The sequence below is a fragment of the Faecalibacterium sp. genome (genome assembly GCF_052358865.1).
GTDB lineage: Bacteria > Bacillota > Clostridia > Oscillospirales > Ruminococcaceae > Faecalibacterium > Faecalibacterium butyricigenerans.
Map to the genome: position 1 here is coordinate 1 of NZ_DAWCVJ010000054.1, position 17143 is coordinate 17143.

The window sequence follows — 17143 nt, forward strand, 5'->3', positions numbered from 1 at the left end:
TGCGGGGAGAGTGGAGTCCAGAGGTAGGGAGGGGGGAGTCGAAACACCCCTCCCTGCCTCTGGCCCGCGCGGAGCGCAAGCCACTTGACCATAAGAGAAAACCTGCCCCGCGCCACCAGCGCGAGAACCTGCTTAAAGAAAACCAAGCCCTGCTGCAACGGTGCTCCGCCCTGCGCCGCAGGCGCACACGCCCGCTTGACGAAAACATATCCCGCCGAAAAATCAATTCACCCTAAGAAGTCTCCCCTCACAGAAAGCAGAAAGGACAGAAGATGTTTACTGCCAAACAGTTCGCCGGCACCCACTGCGGCTGCCGCTACCAGCAGGACTACCGCCCCACGCTGGGCCGGGACGGCAAAAAAGAGTCCGGCACGCTGGAGGTCATCAAATTCTATTACGACGGTGCCATCCGGATGGAGCAGCACTGCTATGGCGAGGCGGCGACCTTTGTGTTCGGCGTCTGGGCCAAGGGGATGGACGCCGACGGCACCCTCCACTGGGCACTGCCCGACCGCCGCAAGAGCTACTACGACGAGGACTATCTGCCCAAGAAGCTGGACCGGGTGGACGAAGAGGGGAACCTCTACTTCGACGGCAGCCCCTTCCCGTGGCGGCTGGCCGACGACTTCGCGGAAGACAAGCGCTGGGGCTACCCGAAGTGGAAGGTGTTGCTGGGAAAACTCACCGGAAAAGGCCTGAAATGTGACTGAATCACGAAATTCGAGTATTCCCATTGACATACTAGGGAATGATATGATATAACTATTCCGTCAAATGGAATCCATGCGGGCGCGCCCCGGCCCCCGAGAAGGCGCGGCGTACCCACATTTTAGCAGAAAGGAATCATTCCTATGGAAAACACAGAAAAAGTGGTTTATCTGGATAACGCTGCTACCACCGCCTGTGCCCCCGAGGCTCTGGCTGTGATGGTCGAGGCCCTGAGCGGTGCCTGCGGCAACCCCAGCAGCCATTACAGTGTGGGCTATGAGGCCAAGGAATTTGTGGATAAGGGCCGCGCACAGGTGGCAAAGGCCATCAACGCATCCCCGGCCGAGATCTTCTTCACCGGCTGCGGCTCTGAGGCCGACAACTGGGCGGTGAAGGGCACTGCCTTTACCAAGGCACGCCAGAACAAGAAGCACCTCATCACCAGCGCGTTCGAGCACCACGCCATCATGCACAGCATGGCCGCTCTCGAGCGTATGGGCTTTGAGGTCGCTTATATCAAGCCCACCACCGAGGGCTATATCCGCCCCGAGGACGTCGAGGCTGCTATCCGCCCCGACACGGCCCTCATCAGCATCATGATGGCCAATAACGAGATCGGTACCATCCAGCCCATCAAGGAGATCGCGGAGATCGCCCACAAGCATGGCATCTGGATGCACACCGACGCCGTTCAGGCAGTCGGTGCGATCCCCGTGGACGTCAAGGAGCTGGGCGTGGATATGCTGTCCATGAGCGCTCACAAGTTCAACGGCCCCAAGGGCATGGGCGCACTCTACTGCCGCAAGGGCATCTGGCCCCAGAACCTCATCGACGGCGGCAGTCAGGAAGCACGCCACCGCGCAGGCACCGAGAACGTCGCCGGCATCGCCGGTATGGGCAAGGCCCTCGAGATGGCCACGGAGCATCTGGAAGAGCGGATGGCTCACGAGAAGGTGCTGCGCGATTACGTCATCGACCGTGTCCTGAAGAACATCCCCGAGGCACGCCTGAACGGCGGCCTTGAGCACCGCCTGCCCGGCAATGTGAACATCAGTTTCCCGGGTCTGGAGGGCGAGACCATCCTGTTGGACCTCGATATGCACGGCATCTGCGCCTCGACCGGCTCTGCCTGCAACTCTGACAGCCTCGACCCCAGCCATGTCCTGCTGAGCATCGGCGTGCCGGAGGAGATCGGCCACGGTTCCATGCGGTTCACCTTTGGCCCGCAGAACACCATGGAAGAAGCAAAATATCTGTGCGATGTGCTGGAGGAGGTCATTCCCCGCCGTCGTGCTATGAGTTGTATGTGGCTGCAGGGTCAGAACACGGCCCGCCAGTTCAGCCTGAAGGGAGATAAGTAAAATGGCAGGTATGTATAGCGCAAAGGTCATGGAGCATTTTGCACATCCGCACAACGTGGGCGAGCTCCCCGATGCAAACGGCGTGGGCGAGGTCGGCAACCCCAAGTGCGGCGACATCATGCGGATGTACCTTAAGATCGAGAACAACGTCATCGTTGATGTCAAGTTCCTCACCTTCGGCTGCGGCGCAGCCATTGCCACCAGCAGCATGGCCACCGACCTCATCAAGGGCAAGACCGTGGACGAGGCTCTGAAGCTGACCAACAAGGCTGTTGTCGAGGCTCTGGAAGGTCTGCCTCCCATCAAGGTCCACTGCTCTGTTCTGGCTGAGCAGGCCGTCAAGTCGGCGCTGTCTGACTACTACCGTCGTCAGGGCATCGACCCGGAACCCATCGTGGGCAAGCTGGAAGAAGACTGCGACCATTGCAGCGGCGAAAGCTGCGGCCGCTGAGATGTCCCCGGCTCGATAATTGAATAAGCAAGGCTCGGCGGATGCTGTACAAGCGTCTGCCGGGCCTTTTTTGCACCCCGGAGGCGGGCGGCGCATAGGATAGCGCACTGAGGATAGGGGGAGGGGGCCTTACAGTGGAAGGACGGAAGCAGTTTGCGGTGGTGGGCGGTGACGCCCGGCAGGCGGCAGCGGCCCGGGCGCTGGCCCGGGCAGGGTACAGTGTGGGCGGGCCGGAGAAGATCGCGGTGGCGGATTATATCCTGCTGCCTCTGCCGCTGGACGCGGCCCGGACGCCGCTGGCCGAGCTGCTGCGGGCCGCACGGCCCGGCACGCTGGCGCTGGGCGGGATGCTCTCGGCAGAGGCGAAGGCCATCGCCGCCGAGGCGGGGGTAGAGCTGGTGGACTACTTCGCCCGGGAGGAGCTGACCATCCGCAACGCCATCCCCACGGCGGAGGGCTGCATCGGCATCCTGATGGCGGAGCGCAGCCGCACCCTGTGGGGCAGCAGCATCCTCCTCACCGGCTTCGGGCCGGTGGGGCAGGCGCTGGGCGTCCGGCTGGGGGCGCTGGGGGCGCAGGTGACGGCGGCGGCCCGCCGCCCGGCCCAGAGAGCGCTGGCGGAGAGCTTCGGGCTGCGAAGCGTGGCCATCGACCGACTCGGGCAGCTGGCCCCGGCCTTCGACACCGTGGTGAACACCGTCCCGGCGCCGGTGCTGAGTGCGGAGGTGCTGGCCCGGCTGCGGCCGGAGAGCCTCATCGTAGATCTGGCGTCCCGCCCCGGCGGCACCGACTTTGAGGCCGCCCGGCGGCTGGGCCACAGAGCCATCCATGCGCTGAGCCTGCCCGCCGCCTGTGCGCCCGAGACGGCAGGGGAGGCGGTGGCCCAGACGGTGTGCGAGATGATCGGGCAGAGGGAGGAAGCATGATGAGAGGAACGAGAACGCGCTGCGCGGCCTTTGCGGTCTGTGGCAGCTTCTGCACGCTGGATGCAGCGCTGGATGCGGCCCGGGCGCTGCGGGGGCAGGGGTGGGAGCTTCTGCCGGTGATGAGCTTTGCGGCGGGGCAGGACACCCGCTTTGGCCGGGGGACGGGCTGGCGGCAACAGCTCGAGGGCCTGACCGGGCATCCGGTGCTGGATACCTTGCAGGCCGTCGAGCCTCTCGGCCCGCGCCGTCTGGCCGACGCCCTCGTCATCGCGCCCTGCACCGGGGCCACGCTGGCCCGGCTGGCCGAGGGTCTTTCTGACACGCCGGTGACACTGGCGGCGAAAAGCCTGCTCCGGGTGGGAAGCCCTATCGTGGTGGCCATCTCCACCAACGACGGGCTGGGGGCATCCGGGGAGAACATCGCCCGGCTCTATCAGCGCAAGCACTATTATTTCGTGCCTTACGGGCAGGATGATCCGAACACGAAACCCCAGAGCCTCAAGGCGCGGTTCGAGCTGCTGCCTCAGACCCTCGAGGCGGCGTTGGAAGGACGGCAGCTGCAGCCGGTATTGCAGTGTCCATGTGGATGAGAAAGCTTTTCAGCCGGGGAAAAGTGTGGTATACTAACAGCATCTATGAAGATTTGTGGAGAATGAACGAATGAAAAAATACCTCGCTGCGCTTCTCACAGCGTTGCTCCTGCTCTGTATGGCCCTGTCCGCCGGTGCCGTCGGCCCGGCCCTGACGGCGACGGAGGCCTACTGCATCCTTGATGCAGACACCGGCCTTGTGCTGGCGCAGCAGAATATGAACGAAGAGCTGCACCCGGCGTCCATCACCAAGGTGATGACGCTGGGCCTTGCCTGCCAGAAAGCGCAGGGGAACTGGGACGGCGTCAAGCTTACCGTCTCCCACGAGGACGTCTACTCCCTCGCGGGCACCGATTCCAGCCACATCGCCCTGCAGGAGGGCGAGGAGGTACCCTTGCAGGATGCGCTCTACGGTACCATGATCGCCAGCGCCAACGACGGCGCGAACCTGCTGGCCGAATACTTCGGCGGCGGCACCATCGAGGGCGGCGTGGCGGCGATGAACGCGCAGGTGGAGGCACTGGGCCTTGAACACACCCACTTCGCCAACCCCCACGGCATCAGCAACGACGACCACTACACCAGCTGTTACGACATGGCCCAGATCCTGCGATGGGCGCTGGAGCAGCCGGGATTCGAGACGGTCTTTACCCGCAACGAGATGTACACCATGCAGCCCACGAACGTCCAGCCGGTGACCCGCTATTTCTCCCAGCAGGACAAGATGCGGCTGCATTACAGCAGGTATTATATCCCTGCCATCCTCGGCTCAAAGATCGGCTACACCAACATCGCCCGTTACAGCTACGTCTGCCTCGCGGAGCAGGACGGCGTCCGCCTCATCTGCGTGACCATGCAGAGCCAGACCAAGCCCGATAAGTACAGCGATGTCCGCACCCTGCTGGAGGATGCGTTCGCCCGCTTCACGAGCTACACCGACCTGCCCTCGAAGGGGCTGACCGAGGAGCTGGAGGTCGTGGGCGGCGGCGGGACGCTGGGCCGCGTGACCGTCACCGACCCGGGCGTCCGGCTGCTGCTGGCCGACGGTGTGACGGCGCAGGACGTCTCGGTGTCGCTGGAGCTGCCCGAGCGGTACGTTCTGGGTGCTTCGCTGGAGGTGTATGCGGTGTACACCGTCAGCGGCGGGGACAAGCAGGAGTCGGGGAGCGTCCGGGTCCCGGCGGTCATCACCGGGCTGGACGAGCTGCTGGACGCAAACGTGGGCCGGGAGCTGGAGACCGCCTCCGACGTCCGGCCTGCCAAGACCGCCGGAATGCTCATCCTCATCTCGCTGGCCTGCACGGCTGCTGCTGCGGTCGTCACAGTGGGTGTGATGAGGCTGCTGCGCCGCCGGAACAGAAAGACCCGGAAGCGCTGAATCTACGCGCAAAAGCCGCAAAAAGGCTTTTCCATATACAACAGATCGACAAAAAACGATAAAACAAAACAGAGAGGAAAATCATTATGGGTAAGTTCACGTTTACGCAGACCGAGATCCCCGGTGTCGTCGTCATTGAGCCGCAGGTGTTCGGCGATGACCGCGGCTACTTCATGGAGACGTATCAGAAGGACCAGTTCGCCGAGGCCGGCATCGACAAGGAATTTGTGCAGGACAACCAGAGCCGCTCCACCCGCGGTGTGCTGCGCGGCCTCCACTTCCAGAAAGAGCACACGCAGGGCAAGCTGGTGCGTGTGACCAAGGGCGAGGTCTTTGACGTTGCCGTGGACTGCCGCCCCCACAGCGCCACCTTCGGCAAGTGGGTGGGCGTGACCCTCTCCGAGGAGAACAAGAAGATGTTCTATATCCCCGAGGGCTTTGCCCACGGCTTCCTTGTGCTGAGCGATGTGGCCGAGTTCTGCTACAAGTGCACCGACGTCTACGACCCCACCAGCGAGGGCGGCATCCCCTACGACGACCCCACCGTCAACGTCCAGTGGCCCGACTGCGGCTGTGAGCACAAGACCAGCGCCAAGGACAAGCTCCACGAGCCGTTTGCCGCCCAGAAGTTCGAGTATTTTGAAAAGTGGTGATCGCCGGTGAAAAAGCTCAAGGCAATGTTCAACGGCCTGTGGTGCTACCGCTATCTGCTGTGGAACCTCGTCAGCCGTGACTTCAAGCTCAAATACCGCCGCAGTGTGCTGGGCGTGGTGTGGAGCGTGCTCAACCCCCTGCTCATGTGTCTGGTGTACTGGGCCGTGTTCAGCAGCCTGATGGATATGCGGGGCAGCGGCATCGACAACTTCCCGGTCTTTTTGATGTGCGGCCAGCTGCTCTTCAACTTCTTCAATGAGGCCACCTCCACCAGCATGAGCAGCGTCCTCGGCGCGGCCTCCCTGCTCAAGAAGGTCTATATCCCCAAGTATGTCTTCCCGCTGGAAAAGTGCTGCTTCGCCATGGTCAACTGCGTCTTCAGCTTCGTGGCGCTGGCGCTGGTGATGGTGTTCACCGGCAGCCCCATCCACATCACGGTCTTCGAGGCGTTCTACCCGCTGGTGACGCTCTTCTTCTTCAGCCTCGGCGTGGGCCTCTTCCTCGCGGCGGCGACGGTGTTTTTCCGGGACATCATGCACATCTGGAGCGTCTTTATCACGGCGCTGCTCTACTTCTCCGCCATCTTCTACGACCCCACCCAGATGACCTTCTCCATCGGCGGCTTCAATATGCAGCAGATCATCAAGCTGAACCCGATGTACTGGTATATCACGGGCTTCCGCCGCACCCTGATGTGGGGCATCCCGCTGGACATCAATATGTTCCTCGTCTGCGGCCTGTGCGCCGTCGTCTCGATGCTGGTGGGCGTCCAGATGTTCCGCAGAACACAGGACCGCTTCGTGCTGCATATATAAGGAGGAGAGAACGATGGAACCTATCATCAAAGTGGACAATGTATCCATGTGCTTCAATCTCTCCACCGAAAAGCACGAGAGCCTGAAGGAATACCTCCTTGCCATGGTGCAGGGGCGCTTGCAGTACGATGAGTTCTACGCCCTCAGGGACGTGAGCCTCGACATCATGCCCGGCGATTTCTACGGCCTTGTGGGCCTGAACGGCTCGGGCAAATCCACCCTGCTCAAGACCATCGCGGGCGTGTATAAGCCCAGCAAGGGCAAGGTGACGGTCAACGGCACCATTGCGCCCCTCATCGAGCTGGGCGCAGGCTTCGACATGGACCTGACTGCCCGGGAGAACATCTACCTCAACGGCACGGTGCTGGGCTTCTCGCCCAAGTATCTGGACGAGAAATTTGACGAGATCGTGGAGTTCAGCGAGCTGCAGAACTTCCTCGACGTCCCGCTGAAGAACTACTCCTCCGGCATGGTGGCCCGCATCGGCTTCGCCATCGCCACCATCACCAAGCCCGACATCCTCATCGCCGACGAGGTGCTGTCGGTGGGCGACTTCCTCTTCCAGCAGAAGTGCGAGAAGCGGATGAAGGAGCTGATGGCAGGCGGCACCACGGTCATTCTGGTGTCCCACTCCATCGAGCAGATCGAGCGGATGTGCAGCAAGGTGGCATGGCTGAGCCACGGCCGCCTCAGGATGAACGGCGACACCCAGACTGTCTGCAACGCCTACAAGGCCGTGCAGCGGGGCGAGGCATAAGGCGATGGATGTACGACTCAAACGCGCCAAAGAGCTGGCGGGCTATGCCGTCCGGCTCACAAAGGACGAGGGCCTGCCCACGATGGTGAAGCGGGGCGCGGGCTTTGTCCGCCGCCGCTTCTTCGGCAAGAGGGCGCGCTATCTGCCCGGTAGAAAGGTGCTGGAAGCCCAGAGGGCCGAGATGGCAGGAAAAACCGCCGAGGACTGCGGCCTGCCCACCATCTCCATCCTGACCCCGCTGTATAATACGCCCGAGAATTACCTGCGGGAGTTTCTGGATTCCTTTGTGGGCCAGACGGCTCCCAACGGTCAGCTCTGTCTCGCCGACGCCTCCGATGACGCCCACCCCGAGGTGGAGCGTATCGTCCGGGAATATCAGCAGAAAAATCAACACATCGGATACAAAAAGGTCGAAAACAAGGGCATCGCTGCTAACACCAACGCCGCCGAGGCGCTGGCCGACGGCGAATACCTCGCCCTCGCCGACCATGACGATGTGTTGGCCCCCCATGCCATGTATACGATGGGAAAGGCTATTCTGCAGCTGCGCCAGAGGGGCGAGCCGGACGGCTTTGTCTACAGCGACGAGGCCCTCTTCTCAAAGAGCATCAAAAAGCCGATGGTGGGCCATTTCAAGCCCGATTATGCCCCGGATTATCTGCTCTGCTGCAATTATATCTGCCATCTGGCGGTCTTCAGGCGGGCGCTGTACGAGCAGCTGGGCGGCGAGCGGCCCGCCTGCGACGGCAGTCAGGACCACGACCTCTTCCTCCGCCTCATCGAGCAGACCGGCGGCGCGGCCCATGTCCCGCAGGTGCTCTACTACTGGCGGGTCCACGCCGGTTCGACCTCCGGCGGCACCGAGGCAAAGCCCTATGTGGCGGCGGCGGCGAAAAAGGCGCTGGCCGACCATCTGGCCCGCACCGGGCGCACCGGCAGGGTGGAGGACGGCATTTTCCCCAGCACCTACCGGGTGAAGTGGGACATCGAGGGCGACCCCAAGGTCAGCATCCTCATCCCCAGCAAGGACCACATCGACGACCTCGAGAAGTGTCTGCACAGCATCTGGGCCAAGACCGAGTGGGACAACTTCGAGGTCATCGTCATCGAGAACAACTCCACCGACCCGGCCACCTTTGCCTATTACGAGGCGGCGGAGAAGCGGTACGACGGGCTGAAGGTGGTGACGTGGCCGGAAAAGGGCTTCAACTTCTCGGCCATCAACAACTTTGGCCGGAAAGCCGCGTCGGGCGAGTACCTGCTGCTGCTGAACAACGACGTGGAGGTGCGGAACGGCGGCTGGCTCACCGAGCTGCTGCGTCCGTGTGCCCACCCCGGCGGCGCGGCCATCTGCGGCGCGATGCTCTATTACCCCGACGAGACCCTCCAGCACGCAGGCGTCGTCACGGGTCTGGGCGGCTACGCGGGCCACAGCCACAAGTACAAGAAGGCCGGCGGCAGCGGCTATATGTTCCGCACCGCGACGGTGCAGGACTTCTCTGCGGTCACGGGGGCCTGCCTGCTGGTGAAGGCCAGTGTGTGGGATGAAGTGGACGGCCTCGACGAGAAGTTCGCTGTGGCCTTCAACGACGTGGACTTCTGCCTCCGGGTGCGGGACCGGGGCTATCGCATCGCGTGGACGCCCTATGCCCAGCTGACCCATTACGAGAGCAAGAGCCGGGGCGGCGATGAGAAGGATCCCGCCAAGGCAGCCCGCTTTGCGGCCGAACAGCAGCGTCTCTACGATGTTCACGGCAAGGCGGACATCCTTGACGACCCCTATTACAATCCCAGTCTGACCCGCGACCGGGAGGACTTCTCGGAGAGCGGCGACCTGCGGAACCTGAAAGAGGGAAAAGTGACTGTGAGGTGGCGGAACGCATGAACATCAAGGGCCATTTTGAGACCATCACCCGGCACAAGCTCCTGGTGATGAAATACTGCTTTGCCTGCGGACTGTACGAGCAGGGCCTTGCCCACGACCTGAGCAAGTACAGCCCCACCGAGTTCATCCCCGGTTGCATCTACTATCAGGGCGACCACAGCCCCAACGAGGCGGAGCGGGAGGCCAAGGGCTACACCTCGGCGTGGCTCCACCACAAGGGCCGCAACAAGCATCACCTCGAGTACTGGATCGACTACAGCACCACTAAGGCGGGGCTGACCGGCATGAAGATCCCGCTGCGGTATGTCTGCGAGATGGTCTGCGACCGGGTCGCAGCCAGCCAGATCTATCTGGGTGACAGGTACACCGACGCCTCTCCGTGGGAGTACTACGAGCGCAGCAGAGACCACTACCTCCTCCACCCCGAGACCCGGGCGCTGCTGGAAAAGCTCCTCCAGATGGTGCGCGACCTCGGACAGGAGCGGACGTTTGCCTACATGAAGTTCCTGCTGGGCTGCGAAAAAGATTACTGAGCAAAAACAGGAATGCCTCCGGCTGCTGCGTCTCCGGAGGCATTTTTCAGGGGCGGTATACGCCGCAAAGCCAAACATCCCCCAGCCCGGACGGGACACCGCTCAGGCTGGGGGATGCTGTTTTTCAAAAGCAGAGAAGATCAGTCTTCGCTGTTGTCGATCTGGATATAGTGGGGGCCGCGTTTGTCCACAAAGAGCAGCACGCCGGTCAGCGTGACAGCCAGACAGGTCAAAACAGCGAGCAGTACTTTCAGAAATTTCATGGTCAGACCCTCCTTAACGGGATGCGCCCCGGGCACGGGGTGCGCCCTGAGCTTTGTTGATTGTAGTATAGCATATTCCTGCCGGAAAGGCAAACGACCGGACTTTGGGAAAAGTTGTGCGATACGAACGAAAAAATAGGAGGTTAGTTCCGACTAATCGTGAAAAACAGCCAAGAAATTTAAGAAAATCCTCTCATTTTGGCCTTGTTGTCGTTGACTTCCCACCGCAAAATGATACAATAAGTGTGTTAAGCAGCACCTGTCCCTGTACCAGTGCGCCTGCATGGGCGTGGGGACGGCAATTCAAGCAGAATGGGGGATTTAATTCCATGTTGAACAAGCTGAAACGTGCGGCGCTTGGCGCGCATACGCCGCATGACAAGGCAACTGCTGCAAGCAAACCGGTCCCGATGCCTCTGCCCGCGCAGGTACGCATCCTGATGAGCCAGCACATCGGCGCTCCCGCCAAGGCATTGGTGAAGAAGGGCGACGAGGTGTTCGTCGGTACCAAGATCGGTGAAGCTGGCGGCTTTGTGTCTGCAAATATCCACTCCAGCGTTTCGGGCACCGTGGCGGCTGTGGAGCCGTTCCGTCTGTCCAACGGCCGTATGTGCGACTCTGTGGTCATCAAGACCGATGGCAAGCAGACCGTAGACCCCGCCGTGAAGGCTCCCGAAGTGACCGATAAGGCCAGCTTCCTCGCCGCCGTGCGGGAGAGCGGTCTGGTCGGTCTGGGCGGCGCAGGCTTCCCGACCGACGTCAAGCTCCAGCCCAAGGATCCCGTGGACACCCTGCTCATCAACGCCTCCGAGTGTGAAGTCTGGCTGACCAGTGACACGCAGGAGATGCTGAATTGTGCAGACGACATCATCCGGGGCATCGAGGCAGTGCTGAAGTACACCGGCATCCCGAAGTGCGTCATCGGCATTGAGAACAACAAGCCCGAGTGCATCGATCTGCTGTGCCAGAAGACCAAGGACAAGCCCGCCATCGAGGTCAAGCCCCTGCCCAGCGTCTACGGCACCGGCGCAGAGCTGATCCTCATTGAGAAGTGTCTGGGCCGCGAGGTCCCGCACGGCGGCCTGCCCGCCGCAGCCGGCGCCATCGTCATGAACGTGACCAGCGTGTCCAGCCTCGGCAAGTATCTGGCTACCGGTATGCCGGTGGTCAGCCGCGTCATCACCGTGGACGGCGATGCCTGCGAGAAGCCCCAGAACCTCATCGTCCCTGTGGGCACTTCCTATGAGGACGTCCTGAACACGGCCGGCCTGAAGGGCGGCGTGACGCTGGGCAAGGTCGTGGCCGGCGGCGCGATGATGGGTCCCGCAGTGCGCGACCTGAGCTACCCCACCACCAAGACCACCTCCGGCCTCATCATGCTGAGCGAGGCTACGGCACAGCCTCCGCAGGTCAACCCCTGCATCCGCTGCGGCCGCTGCGTCGAGTACTGCCCGATGGGTCTGGAGCCTGTCGAGGTCAATCAGGCCTACGCAGCCCGCGATGTTCAGGAGCTGGGCAAGCTGCACGTTGATTACTGCTTCAACTGCGGCTCCTGCACCTTCGTCTGCCCGGCCAAGCGCCCCTGCACCCAGATGATGGGTCTGGCCAAGGCATTCTATCTCGGTGAAATCAAAAAAGGAGGCAATAAGTAATGGATACGAAGCTTATTGTTTCGGCCTCCCCGCACCTGCGCTCTGAGGAGACGACCACCGGCCTGATGGCCAACGTGATCGTGGCCCTGACCCCGTGCGTCGTGGCCTCTGCCATTATCTTTGGTCTGCGTGCCCTGCTGGTCACTGCCGTGTCGGTCGTGGCCTGCGTGGCGTTTGAGTGGCTGTACTGCAAGCTGATGAAGAAGGCAAACCCCATCGGCGACCTGTCTGCTGTAGTCACCGGCATCATCCTCGCCCTGAATGTGCCTGTGGGGATGCCCATCGGTGAGCTGATCATCGGCGACTTCGTGGCCATCATCGTGGTCAAGCAGCTGTTCGGCGGCATCGGCATGAACTTTGCGAACCCCGCTCTGGTGGGCCGTATCGTGCTGTTCATCAGCTTCGCCGGCGCGATGAACAAGTGGGTGTTCCCGGATGCAGCCGTCGATCAGCTGTCCTCCGCGACCCCGCTGGCCGTGGCTGACCCCAACAAGCTGAGCCTGCTGGACCTCTTCATGGGCGTCCATGGCGGCGTTCTGGGCGAGACCTGCGCTCTGGCCATCGTGCTGGGCCTGATCTACCTCGTCGTCACCAAGACCATCAGCATCGCCATCCCCGCCGCCTATGTTGGCAGCATGTTCCTGTTCTACCTCATTGCCACCCACAGCGTCCACGCTGCACTGGTGGCTGTGCTGAGCGGCGGCCTGCTGTTCGGCGCTGTGTTCATGGCGACCGACTACGTCACCAGCCCCTTCACCCTGAAGGGCAAGCTGGTCTACGGCGTGGCGCTGGGCATCGTCACCTTCGCCATCCGTTACTGGGGCAGCTACACCGAGGGCGTGTCCTTCGCGCTGCTGTTCATGAACCTGTGGGTCCCGTACATCAATGATATGACCCGCCAGACGCCGTATGGCTACGTCAAACCTGCAAAGAAGGAGGCTGCTGGCAAATGAATAAGTCTACTTGGGATAGCACGGTAAAGCCGGTGGTCGTGCTGAGCGTGATCGCACTGGTGGTCAGCTTCCTGCTGGCTCTGGTCAACTCCTTTACTGCGCCCATCATCGACGCCAACCAGAAGGCCGCCACTCTGGCAGCTTATGTGGACGTCATGCCCACTGTTTCCGACGCAAAGACGCTGGAAGAAGTGACCGGCTACACCACCGAGAACGTCACCGGCGTGGTCAAGGCTGAGGATGGCAGCATCGCCATCAAGGCTGAGGAGAAGGGCTTCGACGGCGGCATCCTGTCCGTCATCATGGGCTTCGACACCAACGGCACCGTGACCGGCATCTGGGTGGACGCTTCCACTCAGACCAAGGGCATCGGCTCCAATGTCGCAACGGATACCTTCCTTGCCCAGTTCAACGGCATGGACGGCACCCAGAATATCGCCATCGGTCAGGGCTTTGACGCATACAGCGGCGCGACCATTTCCTCTAAGGCACTGTTCGCCGCCATCAACGACTGCGTCAACTGCTACAACGAGCTGGCATAAAGGAGGTTGGTAAGAAATGGCATCTGAAAACAAGTCCAAGGTAAGCATCCTTACCAACGGCATCATCAAAGAGAACCCCGTTCTGCGTCTGGTTCTGGGCACCTGCTCCTGTCTGGCAGTCACCACGGCAGTTTCCAGCGCACTGGGCATGGGCGCAGCCTTCACCTTCGTGCTGGTCTGCTCCAACATCCTGATCTCGCTGCTGCGCAACGTGATCCCCGCGAAGGTCCATCTGCCCTGCTACATCGTCATCATCGCAGGCTTCGTCACCATCGTCCAGATGGTCATGCACGCCTACATGGACAGCCTGTACACCGCTCTGGGCGTCTTCCTGCCCCTGATCGTCGTCAACTGCATCATCCTCGGCCGTGCCGAGATGTTCGCCTGCAAGAACAACGTCGTTGACTCCGCACTGGACGGCGTCGGCATGGGCATCGGCTACACCCTCACCGTCGTGCTGATGGCTACCATCCGCGAGGTGCTGGGCAGCGGCACTTGGCTGGGCTTCCAGGTCCTGCCCGACAGCGTCGCCCGCATCGGCATCATGACGCAGGCTCCCGGCGCGTTCTTCTGCTACGGCATCCTGATGGCTGGCTGTGTCTGGCTGGAGGGCAAGCTGGATGCGCGCATCGAGCGCAAGAGCTGCTGCGACATCGACAATCTGAAGAAGGAGGGCTAATAAGATGCTCGTCAAACTCGCTGCTATCTTCTTCAGCATGATCCTTGTCAACAACTACGTGCTGGTGAAGTTCTATGGCATCTGCCCGTTCTTGGGCGTTTCCAAGAAGCTTGACTCCGCCGTGGGTATGTCTGGCGCCGTCATCTTCGTCATGCTCATGGCTACGGCCGTGACCTTCCCGCTGCAGATCTTTGTTCTGGACCCCGCCGGTCTGAGCTATCTGCAGACCATCGTGTTCATTCTGGTCATTGCAGTCCTCGTGCAGTTCATCGAGATCTTCCTGAAGAAGTATGTCGTGGCTCTGTACAATTCTCTGGGCGTTTACCTGCCCCTGATCACCACCAACTGCTGCGTTCTGGCTGTCACCATTCTGGTCGTCGATGACTACGGCGCCGATGTGGCTGCTCTGGGCTTTGGCGCTGCTTACATCGAGGCTCTGATCTGTGCCGTGGGCGCAGGCGTCGGCTTCATGCTGGCAATGGTCATGTTCAGCGGCGTGCGCAAGCGTGTGGAGGCCTGTGATCCCCCCGCTTCCTTCAAGGGCCTGCCCATCACTCTGCTGGCCGCAGCGATCACCAGCCTGTCCTTCATGGGCTTTGGCGGCATCGTTGAGAATCTGTTCAATGTGACGCTGTAAAGGAGGAACAGGATTTATGAATATCGCATCTGCTGTTATCCTCTGCACCATCGTCGGTGCTGTCGGCGCAATCATTCTGGTCGCCGCTGCCAAGTTCATGGCAGTTGAGGAAGACCCCCGCATCGAAGAAGTCGCCAGCTGTCTGGCCGGCGCAAACTGCGGCGGCTGCGGCTACGCAGGCTGTGCCGACTACGCAAAGGCCGTCGTCATGGACGGTGTGCCCTGCGACAAGTGCGCCCCCGGCGGCCCCAAGGCTGCCGCCGCTATCGCCAAGATCATGGGCGGTGAGGCAAGCGCTGTAGAGAAGAAGGCCGTGGTCCAGTGTCAGGGCAGCTCCGAGCACTGCAAGCCCGCGTATGACTACAAGGGCATCCAGACCTGTGCCGCTGCGGCTACCCTGTACGGCGGCCCCAAGACCTGCTCCTTCGCCTGCATCGGTCTGGGCGACTGCACCAAGGTCTGTAAGTTCGACGCCATCCACATCGTGGACGGCGTGGCCAAGGTGGACAAGGACAAGTGCACCGGCTGCGGTGCCTGCGCCAACATCTGCCCCAAGAAGGTCATCATGATCGACGCAGGCGGCCCGCGCAAGCCGGTCGTCATGTGCTCCAATCAGGATAAGGGCGCTGTCGCCAACAAGCTCTGCACCACCAGCTGCATCGCCTGCGGTATGTGTGAGCGCACCTGTAAGTTCGACGCCATCCATGTCGTGGACGGCGTGGCCCGTGTGGACTACGACAAGTGCAAGGGCTGCGGTATGTGCGCCCAGAAGTGCCCGAAGAAGATCATCCTCTTCCCGCTGAAGGACGATCCGTATCCCCCGAAGCCCGTGGTGAAGCCTGCTGCCCCCGCAGCAGCAAAGCCCGCAGCACCGGCTGCAAAGCCGGAGGCTGAGGCAAAGCCCGAGACCAAGGCGGAATAAGCACTGACCTCAGAGAGGGCCGGACAAAAACGTCCGGCCCTCTTTTTGCGTGGGGGAAAACCTCTCTGTCCGCGAAGCAGACGGAGAGGTTGAAACTCCGACGGCAGAAAGCTATAATAAACAGGATACAACGCGCTTATGGTGAGTGCGGACGGAAAAGGAAAACAGGAAAGAGGAACCATATGGAACAAAAGAACACCCGCCTGCGGAACGTGGGCTTCATCACCTTCTTTTTCAGCGGCATCTGTGCCATCTCCAGCGGCGTGGTGGTCAGCCTATTGCAGGAGCAGTACGGCTTTGCCTACGGTATGACCGGCACGCTGCTGTCCCTTATGAGCATCGGCAACCTGCTGGCGGGCTTTCTCATTGCGATGCTGCCCGGCAGGCTGGGGATGAAGCCCAGCATCCTGCTGCTGACCATCGGCTACGCGGTGGGCTACGCCATGATGGGCCTCAGCGGTACGGTGGCTGTGCTGGCGCTGGGGTTCTTCCTTGTGGGCATCGCCAAGGGCAGCGTCATCAACACCTGCACCATCCTCGTCAGCGATCATTCGGCCGACCGCACCCGGGGCATGAACCTGATGCACAGCTGCTACGCCTGCGGCGCACTGCTCTGCCCCTTTTTCATCGCGGCGGCGGGCAGGGTGAGCGGCTCCTTTGCGGTGCTGGTGCTGGCGGTGCTGGGCCTGCTGCTCTGGCTGGTGTATATGGGCACTCCCTTCGCCGGGAAAGGCGCAGGCAGGAAGGAAGTCACCGACTGGGGCTTCCTCAAGTCCACTCGCTTCTGGCTGCTGACCGGCCTGCTGTTCTGCCAGAACGCCGCCGAGCAGAGCGTCACCGGCTGGATGGTCACTTACTTTAAGGGCAGCGGCATCATCGCGGGTGCACTGGCGGCCTATACCGTCACCGTCATGTGGGGCGCGACCCTCGTGGCCCGCCTGCTCATCGCCTTCGTCTTTCCCTTCAAGCAGCCCCGCAAGGCCATGGTGGTCATGGGCGTGAGCTGCACCATCTTCTACATCCTGCTGGTGCAGGCCCGCAGTCAGGGGGCGGCCATCGCGCTGCTGTTCGCCTTCGCCTTTGCGATGGCGGGCATGAACCCCACCGCCGTGGCCAGCGCGGGCCGGATGACCAGCGTGACCAGTATGGGCATCATGCTGCCGGTGGCGGCCAGCGGTGCCATCCTGATGCCGTGGGTCATCGGCATGGTGGCCGAGCGTGCGGGCCTTGCCGCCGGTATGATGACCAACATCATCCCCTGCGTGGGTCTGGTCCTCTTTGCCATCCTCGTGGCACGGCTGCCGGAAGAATAAAGAATGACCAGAAGGGCCGCTGCGCACGCAGCGGCCCGTCTGGTCATTCGATGCCGCGGGGCTTAGCACTGAACACGCACCCGCCGGAATCCTGCCGGTAAAGGGCGGATTCCTCCGCCAGCAG

General features: G+C 61.8%; 19 protein-coding genes. 18 read left to right on the forward strand and 1 reads right to left on the reverse strand.

Annotation, left to right across the window (positions count from 1 at the left end):
• The first annotated feature begins 272 nt into the window (after positions 1 to 272).
• The 11 genes from ACT8X9_RS09200 to ACT8X9_RS09250 all read left to right on the forward strand — a co-directional run bounded on the left by ACT8X9_RS09200 (position 273) and on the right by ACT8X9_RS09250 (position 10058).
• Positions 273 to 710: a hypothetical protein gene (locus ACT8X9_RS09200; protein WP_249234046.1), complete on the forward strand. Its 438-nt coding sequence runs from the start codon at positions 273 to 275 to the stop codon at positions 708 to 710.
• 141 nt (positions 711 to 851) lie between these two features.
• Positions 852 to 2069, forward strand: a complete 1218-nt coding sequence (locus tag ACT8X9_RS09205; RefSeq protein WP_444268787.1) for a cysteine desulfurase family protein — start codon at positions 852 to 854, stop codon at positions 2067 to 2069.
• Between the two features lies 1 nt (position 2070).
• Positions 2071 to 2520 carry a Fe-S cluster assembly scaffold protein NifU gene (nifU, locus tag ACT8X9_RS09210; protein WP_227621771.1) on the forward strand — a complete coding sequence of 150 codons (450 nt, stop codon included), beginning with the start codon at positions 2071 to 2073 and terminating at the stop codon, positions 2518 to 2520.
• Positions 2521 to 2654: 134 nt separating this feature from the next.
• Positions 2655 to 3446 carry an NAD(P)-dependent oxidoreductase gene (locus ACT8X9_RS09215; protein WP_444268788.1) on the forward strand — a complete coding sequence of 264 codons (792 nt, stop codon included), beginning with the start codon at positions 2655 to 2657 and terminating at the stop codon, positions 3444 to 3446.
• A complete protein-coding gene (locus ACT8X9_RS09220) occupies positions 3446 to 4036 on the forward strand; it encodes a dipicolinate synthase subunit B (protein ID WP_227621774.1) in 591 nt (196 codons plus the stop codon). The genes ACT8X9_RS09215 and ACT8X9_RS09220 overlap by 1 nt, the downstream gene beginning before the upstream one ends.
• A gap of 70 nt (positions 4037 to 4106) precedes the next feature.
• Complete coding sequence (locus tag ACT8X9_RS09225; RefSeq protein WP_444268789.1) at positions 4107 to 5414, forward strand: D-alanyl-D-alanine carboxypeptidase family protein; 1308 nt, start codon at positions 4107 to 4109, stop codon at positions 5412 to 5414.
• Between the two features lie 86 nt (positions 5415 to 5500).
• Positions 5501 to 6067, forward strand: coding sequence for a dTDP-4-dehydrorhamnose 3,5-epimerase (rfbC, locus tag ACT8X9_RS09230; protein ID WP_097777386.1), 567 nt, complete (start codon positions 5501 to 5503; stop codon positions 6065 to 6067).
• 6 nt (positions 6068 to 6073) lie between these two features.
• On the forward strand, positions 6074 to 6883 hold the full coding sequence (locus ACT8X9_RS09235; protein ID WP_444268790.1) for an ABC transporter permease: 810 nt from the start codon (positions 6074 to 6076) through the stop codon (positions 6881 to 6883).
• A gap of 13 nt (positions 6884 to 6896) precedes the next feature.
• Positions 6897 to 7640, forward strand: coding sequence for an ABC transporter ATP-binding protein (locus ACT8X9_RS09240; protein WP_227621765.1), 744 nt, complete (start codon positions 6897 to 6899; stop codon positions 7638 to 7640).
• A 4-nt stretch (positions 7641 to 7644) separates the two neighbouring features.
• On the forward strand, positions 7645 to 9525 hold the full coding sequence (locus ACT8X9_RS09245) for a glycosyltransferase family 2 protein (RefSeq protein ID WP_444268791.1): 1881 nt from the start codon (positions 7645 to 7647) through the stop codon (positions 9523 to 9525).
• Positions 9522 to 10058 (forward strand): DUF5662 family protein, encoded by a 537-nt coding sequence (locus ACT8X9_RS09250; protein ID WP_227621763.1) that lies wholly within the window; start codon positions 9522 to 9524, stop codon positions 10056 to 10058. The genes ACT8X9_RS09245 and ACT8X9_RS09250 overlap by 4 nt, the downstream gene beginning before the upstream one ends.
• A gap of 140 nt (positions 10059 to 10198) precedes the next feature.
• Here the strand turns inward: ACT8X9_RS09250 and ACT8X9_RS09255 are convergent, their stop codons facing one another.
• Complete coding sequence (locus ACT8X9_RS09255; protein WP_255668235.1) at positions 10199 to 10321, reverse strand: hypothetical protein; 123 nt, start codon at positions 10319 to 10321, stop codon at positions 10199 to 10201.
• Positions 10322 to 10650: 329 nt separating this feature from the next.
• Here ACT8X9_RS09255 and rsxC point away from each other — a divergent pair, with 329 nt between their 5' ends.
• The 7 genes from rsxC (at position 10651) to ACT8X9_RS09290 (ending at position 17019) form a co-directional block, all read left to right on the forward strand.
• Complete coding sequence (rsxC, locus tag ACT8X9_RS09260; protein WP_249234052.1) at positions 10651 to 11973, forward strand: electron transport complex subunit RsxC; 1323 nt, start codon at positions 10651 to 10653, stop codon at positions 11971 to 11973.
• Entirely contained in the window at positions 11973 to 12926 is a 954-nt protein-coding gene (locus ACT8X9_RS09265; RefSeq protein ID WP_444268792.1) for an RnfABCDGE type electron transport complex subunit D, read from the forward strand. The genes rsxC and ACT8X9_RS09265 overlap by 1 nt, the downstream gene beginning before the upstream one ends.
• Positions 12923 to 13468 carry an FMN-binding protein gene (locus ACT8X9_RS09270; RefSeq protein ID WP_227621760.1) on the forward strand — a complete coding sequence of 182 codons (546 nt, stop codon included), beginning with the start codon at positions 12923 to 12925 and terminating at the stop codon, positions 13466 to 13468. The genes ACT8X9_RS09265 and ACT8X9_RS09270 overlap by 4 nt, the downstream gene beginning before the upstream one ends.
• A gap of 16 nt (positions 13469 to 13484) precedes the next feature.
• The gene (gene rsxE, locus ACT8X9_RS09275) at positions 13485 to 14147 is read left to right on the forward strand and encodes an electron transport complex subunit RsxE (protein ID WP_227621759.1); all 663 of its coding nucleotides are present in this window, start codon (positions 13485 to 13487) and stop codon (positions 14145 to 14147) included.
• Between the two features lie 4 nt (positions 14148 to 14151).
• On the forward strand, positions 14152 to 14784 hold the full coding sequence (locus ACT8X9_RS09280; RefSeq protein WP_412588968.1) for an electron transport complex protein RnfA: 633 nt from the start codon (positions 14152 to 14154) through the stop codon (positions 14782 to 14784).
• Between the two features lie 16 nt (positions 14785 to 14800).
• Positions 14801 to 15706, forward strand: a complete 906-nt coding sequence (locus ACT8X9_RS09285) for an RnfABCDGE type electron transport complex subunit B (RefSeq protein ID WP_227621757.1) — start codon at positions 14801 to 14803, stop codon at positions 15704 to 15706.
• A gap of 182 nt (positions 15707 to 15888) precedes the next feature.
• Positions 15889 to 17019 (forward strand): MFS transporter, encoded by a 1131-nt coding sequence (locus tag ACT8X9_RS09290; RefSeq protein WP_444268793.1) that lies wholly within the window; start codon positions 15889 to 15891, stop codon positions 17017 to 17019.
• Positions 17020 to 17143 lie beyond the last annotated feature (124 nt).

Coding starts and splice junctions, on each gene's coding strand:
- ACT8X9_RS09200 (WP_249234046.1), top strand. CDS start 273: ATGTTTACTGCCAAACAGTTCGCCGGCACCCACTGCGGCTGCCGCTAC.
- ACT8X9_RS09205 (WP_444268787.1), top strand. CDS start 852: ATGGAAAACACAGAAAAAGTGGTTTATCTGGATAACGCTGCTACCACC.
- nifU (WP_227621771.1), top strand. CDS start 2,071: ATGGCAGGTATGTATAGCGCAAAGGTCATGGAGCATTTTGCACATCCG.
- ACT8X9_RS09220 (WP_227621774.1), top strand. CDS start 3,446: ATGAGAGGAACGAGAACGCGCTGCGCGGCCTTTGCGGTCTGTGGCAGC.
- ACT8X9_RS09225 (WP_444268789.1), top strand. CDS start 4,107: ATGAAAAAATACCTCGCTGCGCTTCTCACAGCGTTGCTCCTGCTCTGT.
- rfbC (WP_097777386.1), top strand. CDS start 5,501: ATGGGTAAGTTCACGTTTACGCAGACCGAGATCCCCGGTGTCGTCGTC.
- ACT8X9_RS09240 (WP_227621765.1), top strand. CDS start 6,897: ATGGAACCTATCATCAAAGTGGACAATGTATCCATGTGCTTCAATCTC.
- ACT8X9_RS09245 (WP_444268791.1), top strand. CDS start 7,645: ATGGATGTACGACTCAAACGCGCCAAAGAGCTGGCGGGCTATGCCGTC.
- ACT8X9_RS09250 (WP_227621763.1), top strand. CDS start 9,522: ATGAACATCAAGGGCCATTTTGAGACCATCACCCGGCACAAGCTCCTG.
- ACT8X9_RS09255 (WP_255668235.1), bottom strand. CDS start 10,321: ATGAAATTTCTGAAAGTACTGCTCGCTGTTTTGACCTGTCTGGCTGTC.
- rsxC (WP_249234052.1), top strand. CDS start 10,651: ATGTTGAACAAGCTGAAACGTGCGGCGCTTGGCGCGCATACGCCGCAT.
- ACT8X9_RS09265 (WP_444268792.1), top strand. CDS start 11,973: ATGGATACGAAGCTTATTGTTTCGGCCTCCCCGCACCTGCGCTCTGAG.
- ACT8X9_RS09270 (WP_227621760.1), top strand. CDS start 12,923: ATGAATAAGTCTACTTGGGATAGCACGGTAAAGCCGGTGGTCGTGCTG.
- rsxE (WP_227621759.1), top strand. CDS start 13,485: ATGGCATCTGAAAACAAGTCCAAGGTAAGCATCCTTACCAACGGCATC.
- ACT8X9_RS09280 (WP_412588968.1), top strand. CDS start 14,152: ATGCTCGTCAAACTCGCTGCTATCTTCTTCAGCATGATCCTTGTCAAC.
- ACT8X9_RS09285 (WP_227621757.1), top strand. CDS start 14,801: ATGAATATCGCATCTGCTGTTATCCTCTGCACCATCGTCGGTGCTGTC.
- ACT8X9_RS09290 (WP_444268793.1), top strand. CDS start 15,889: ATGGAACAAAAGAACACCCGCCTGCGGAACGTGGGCTTCATCACCTTC.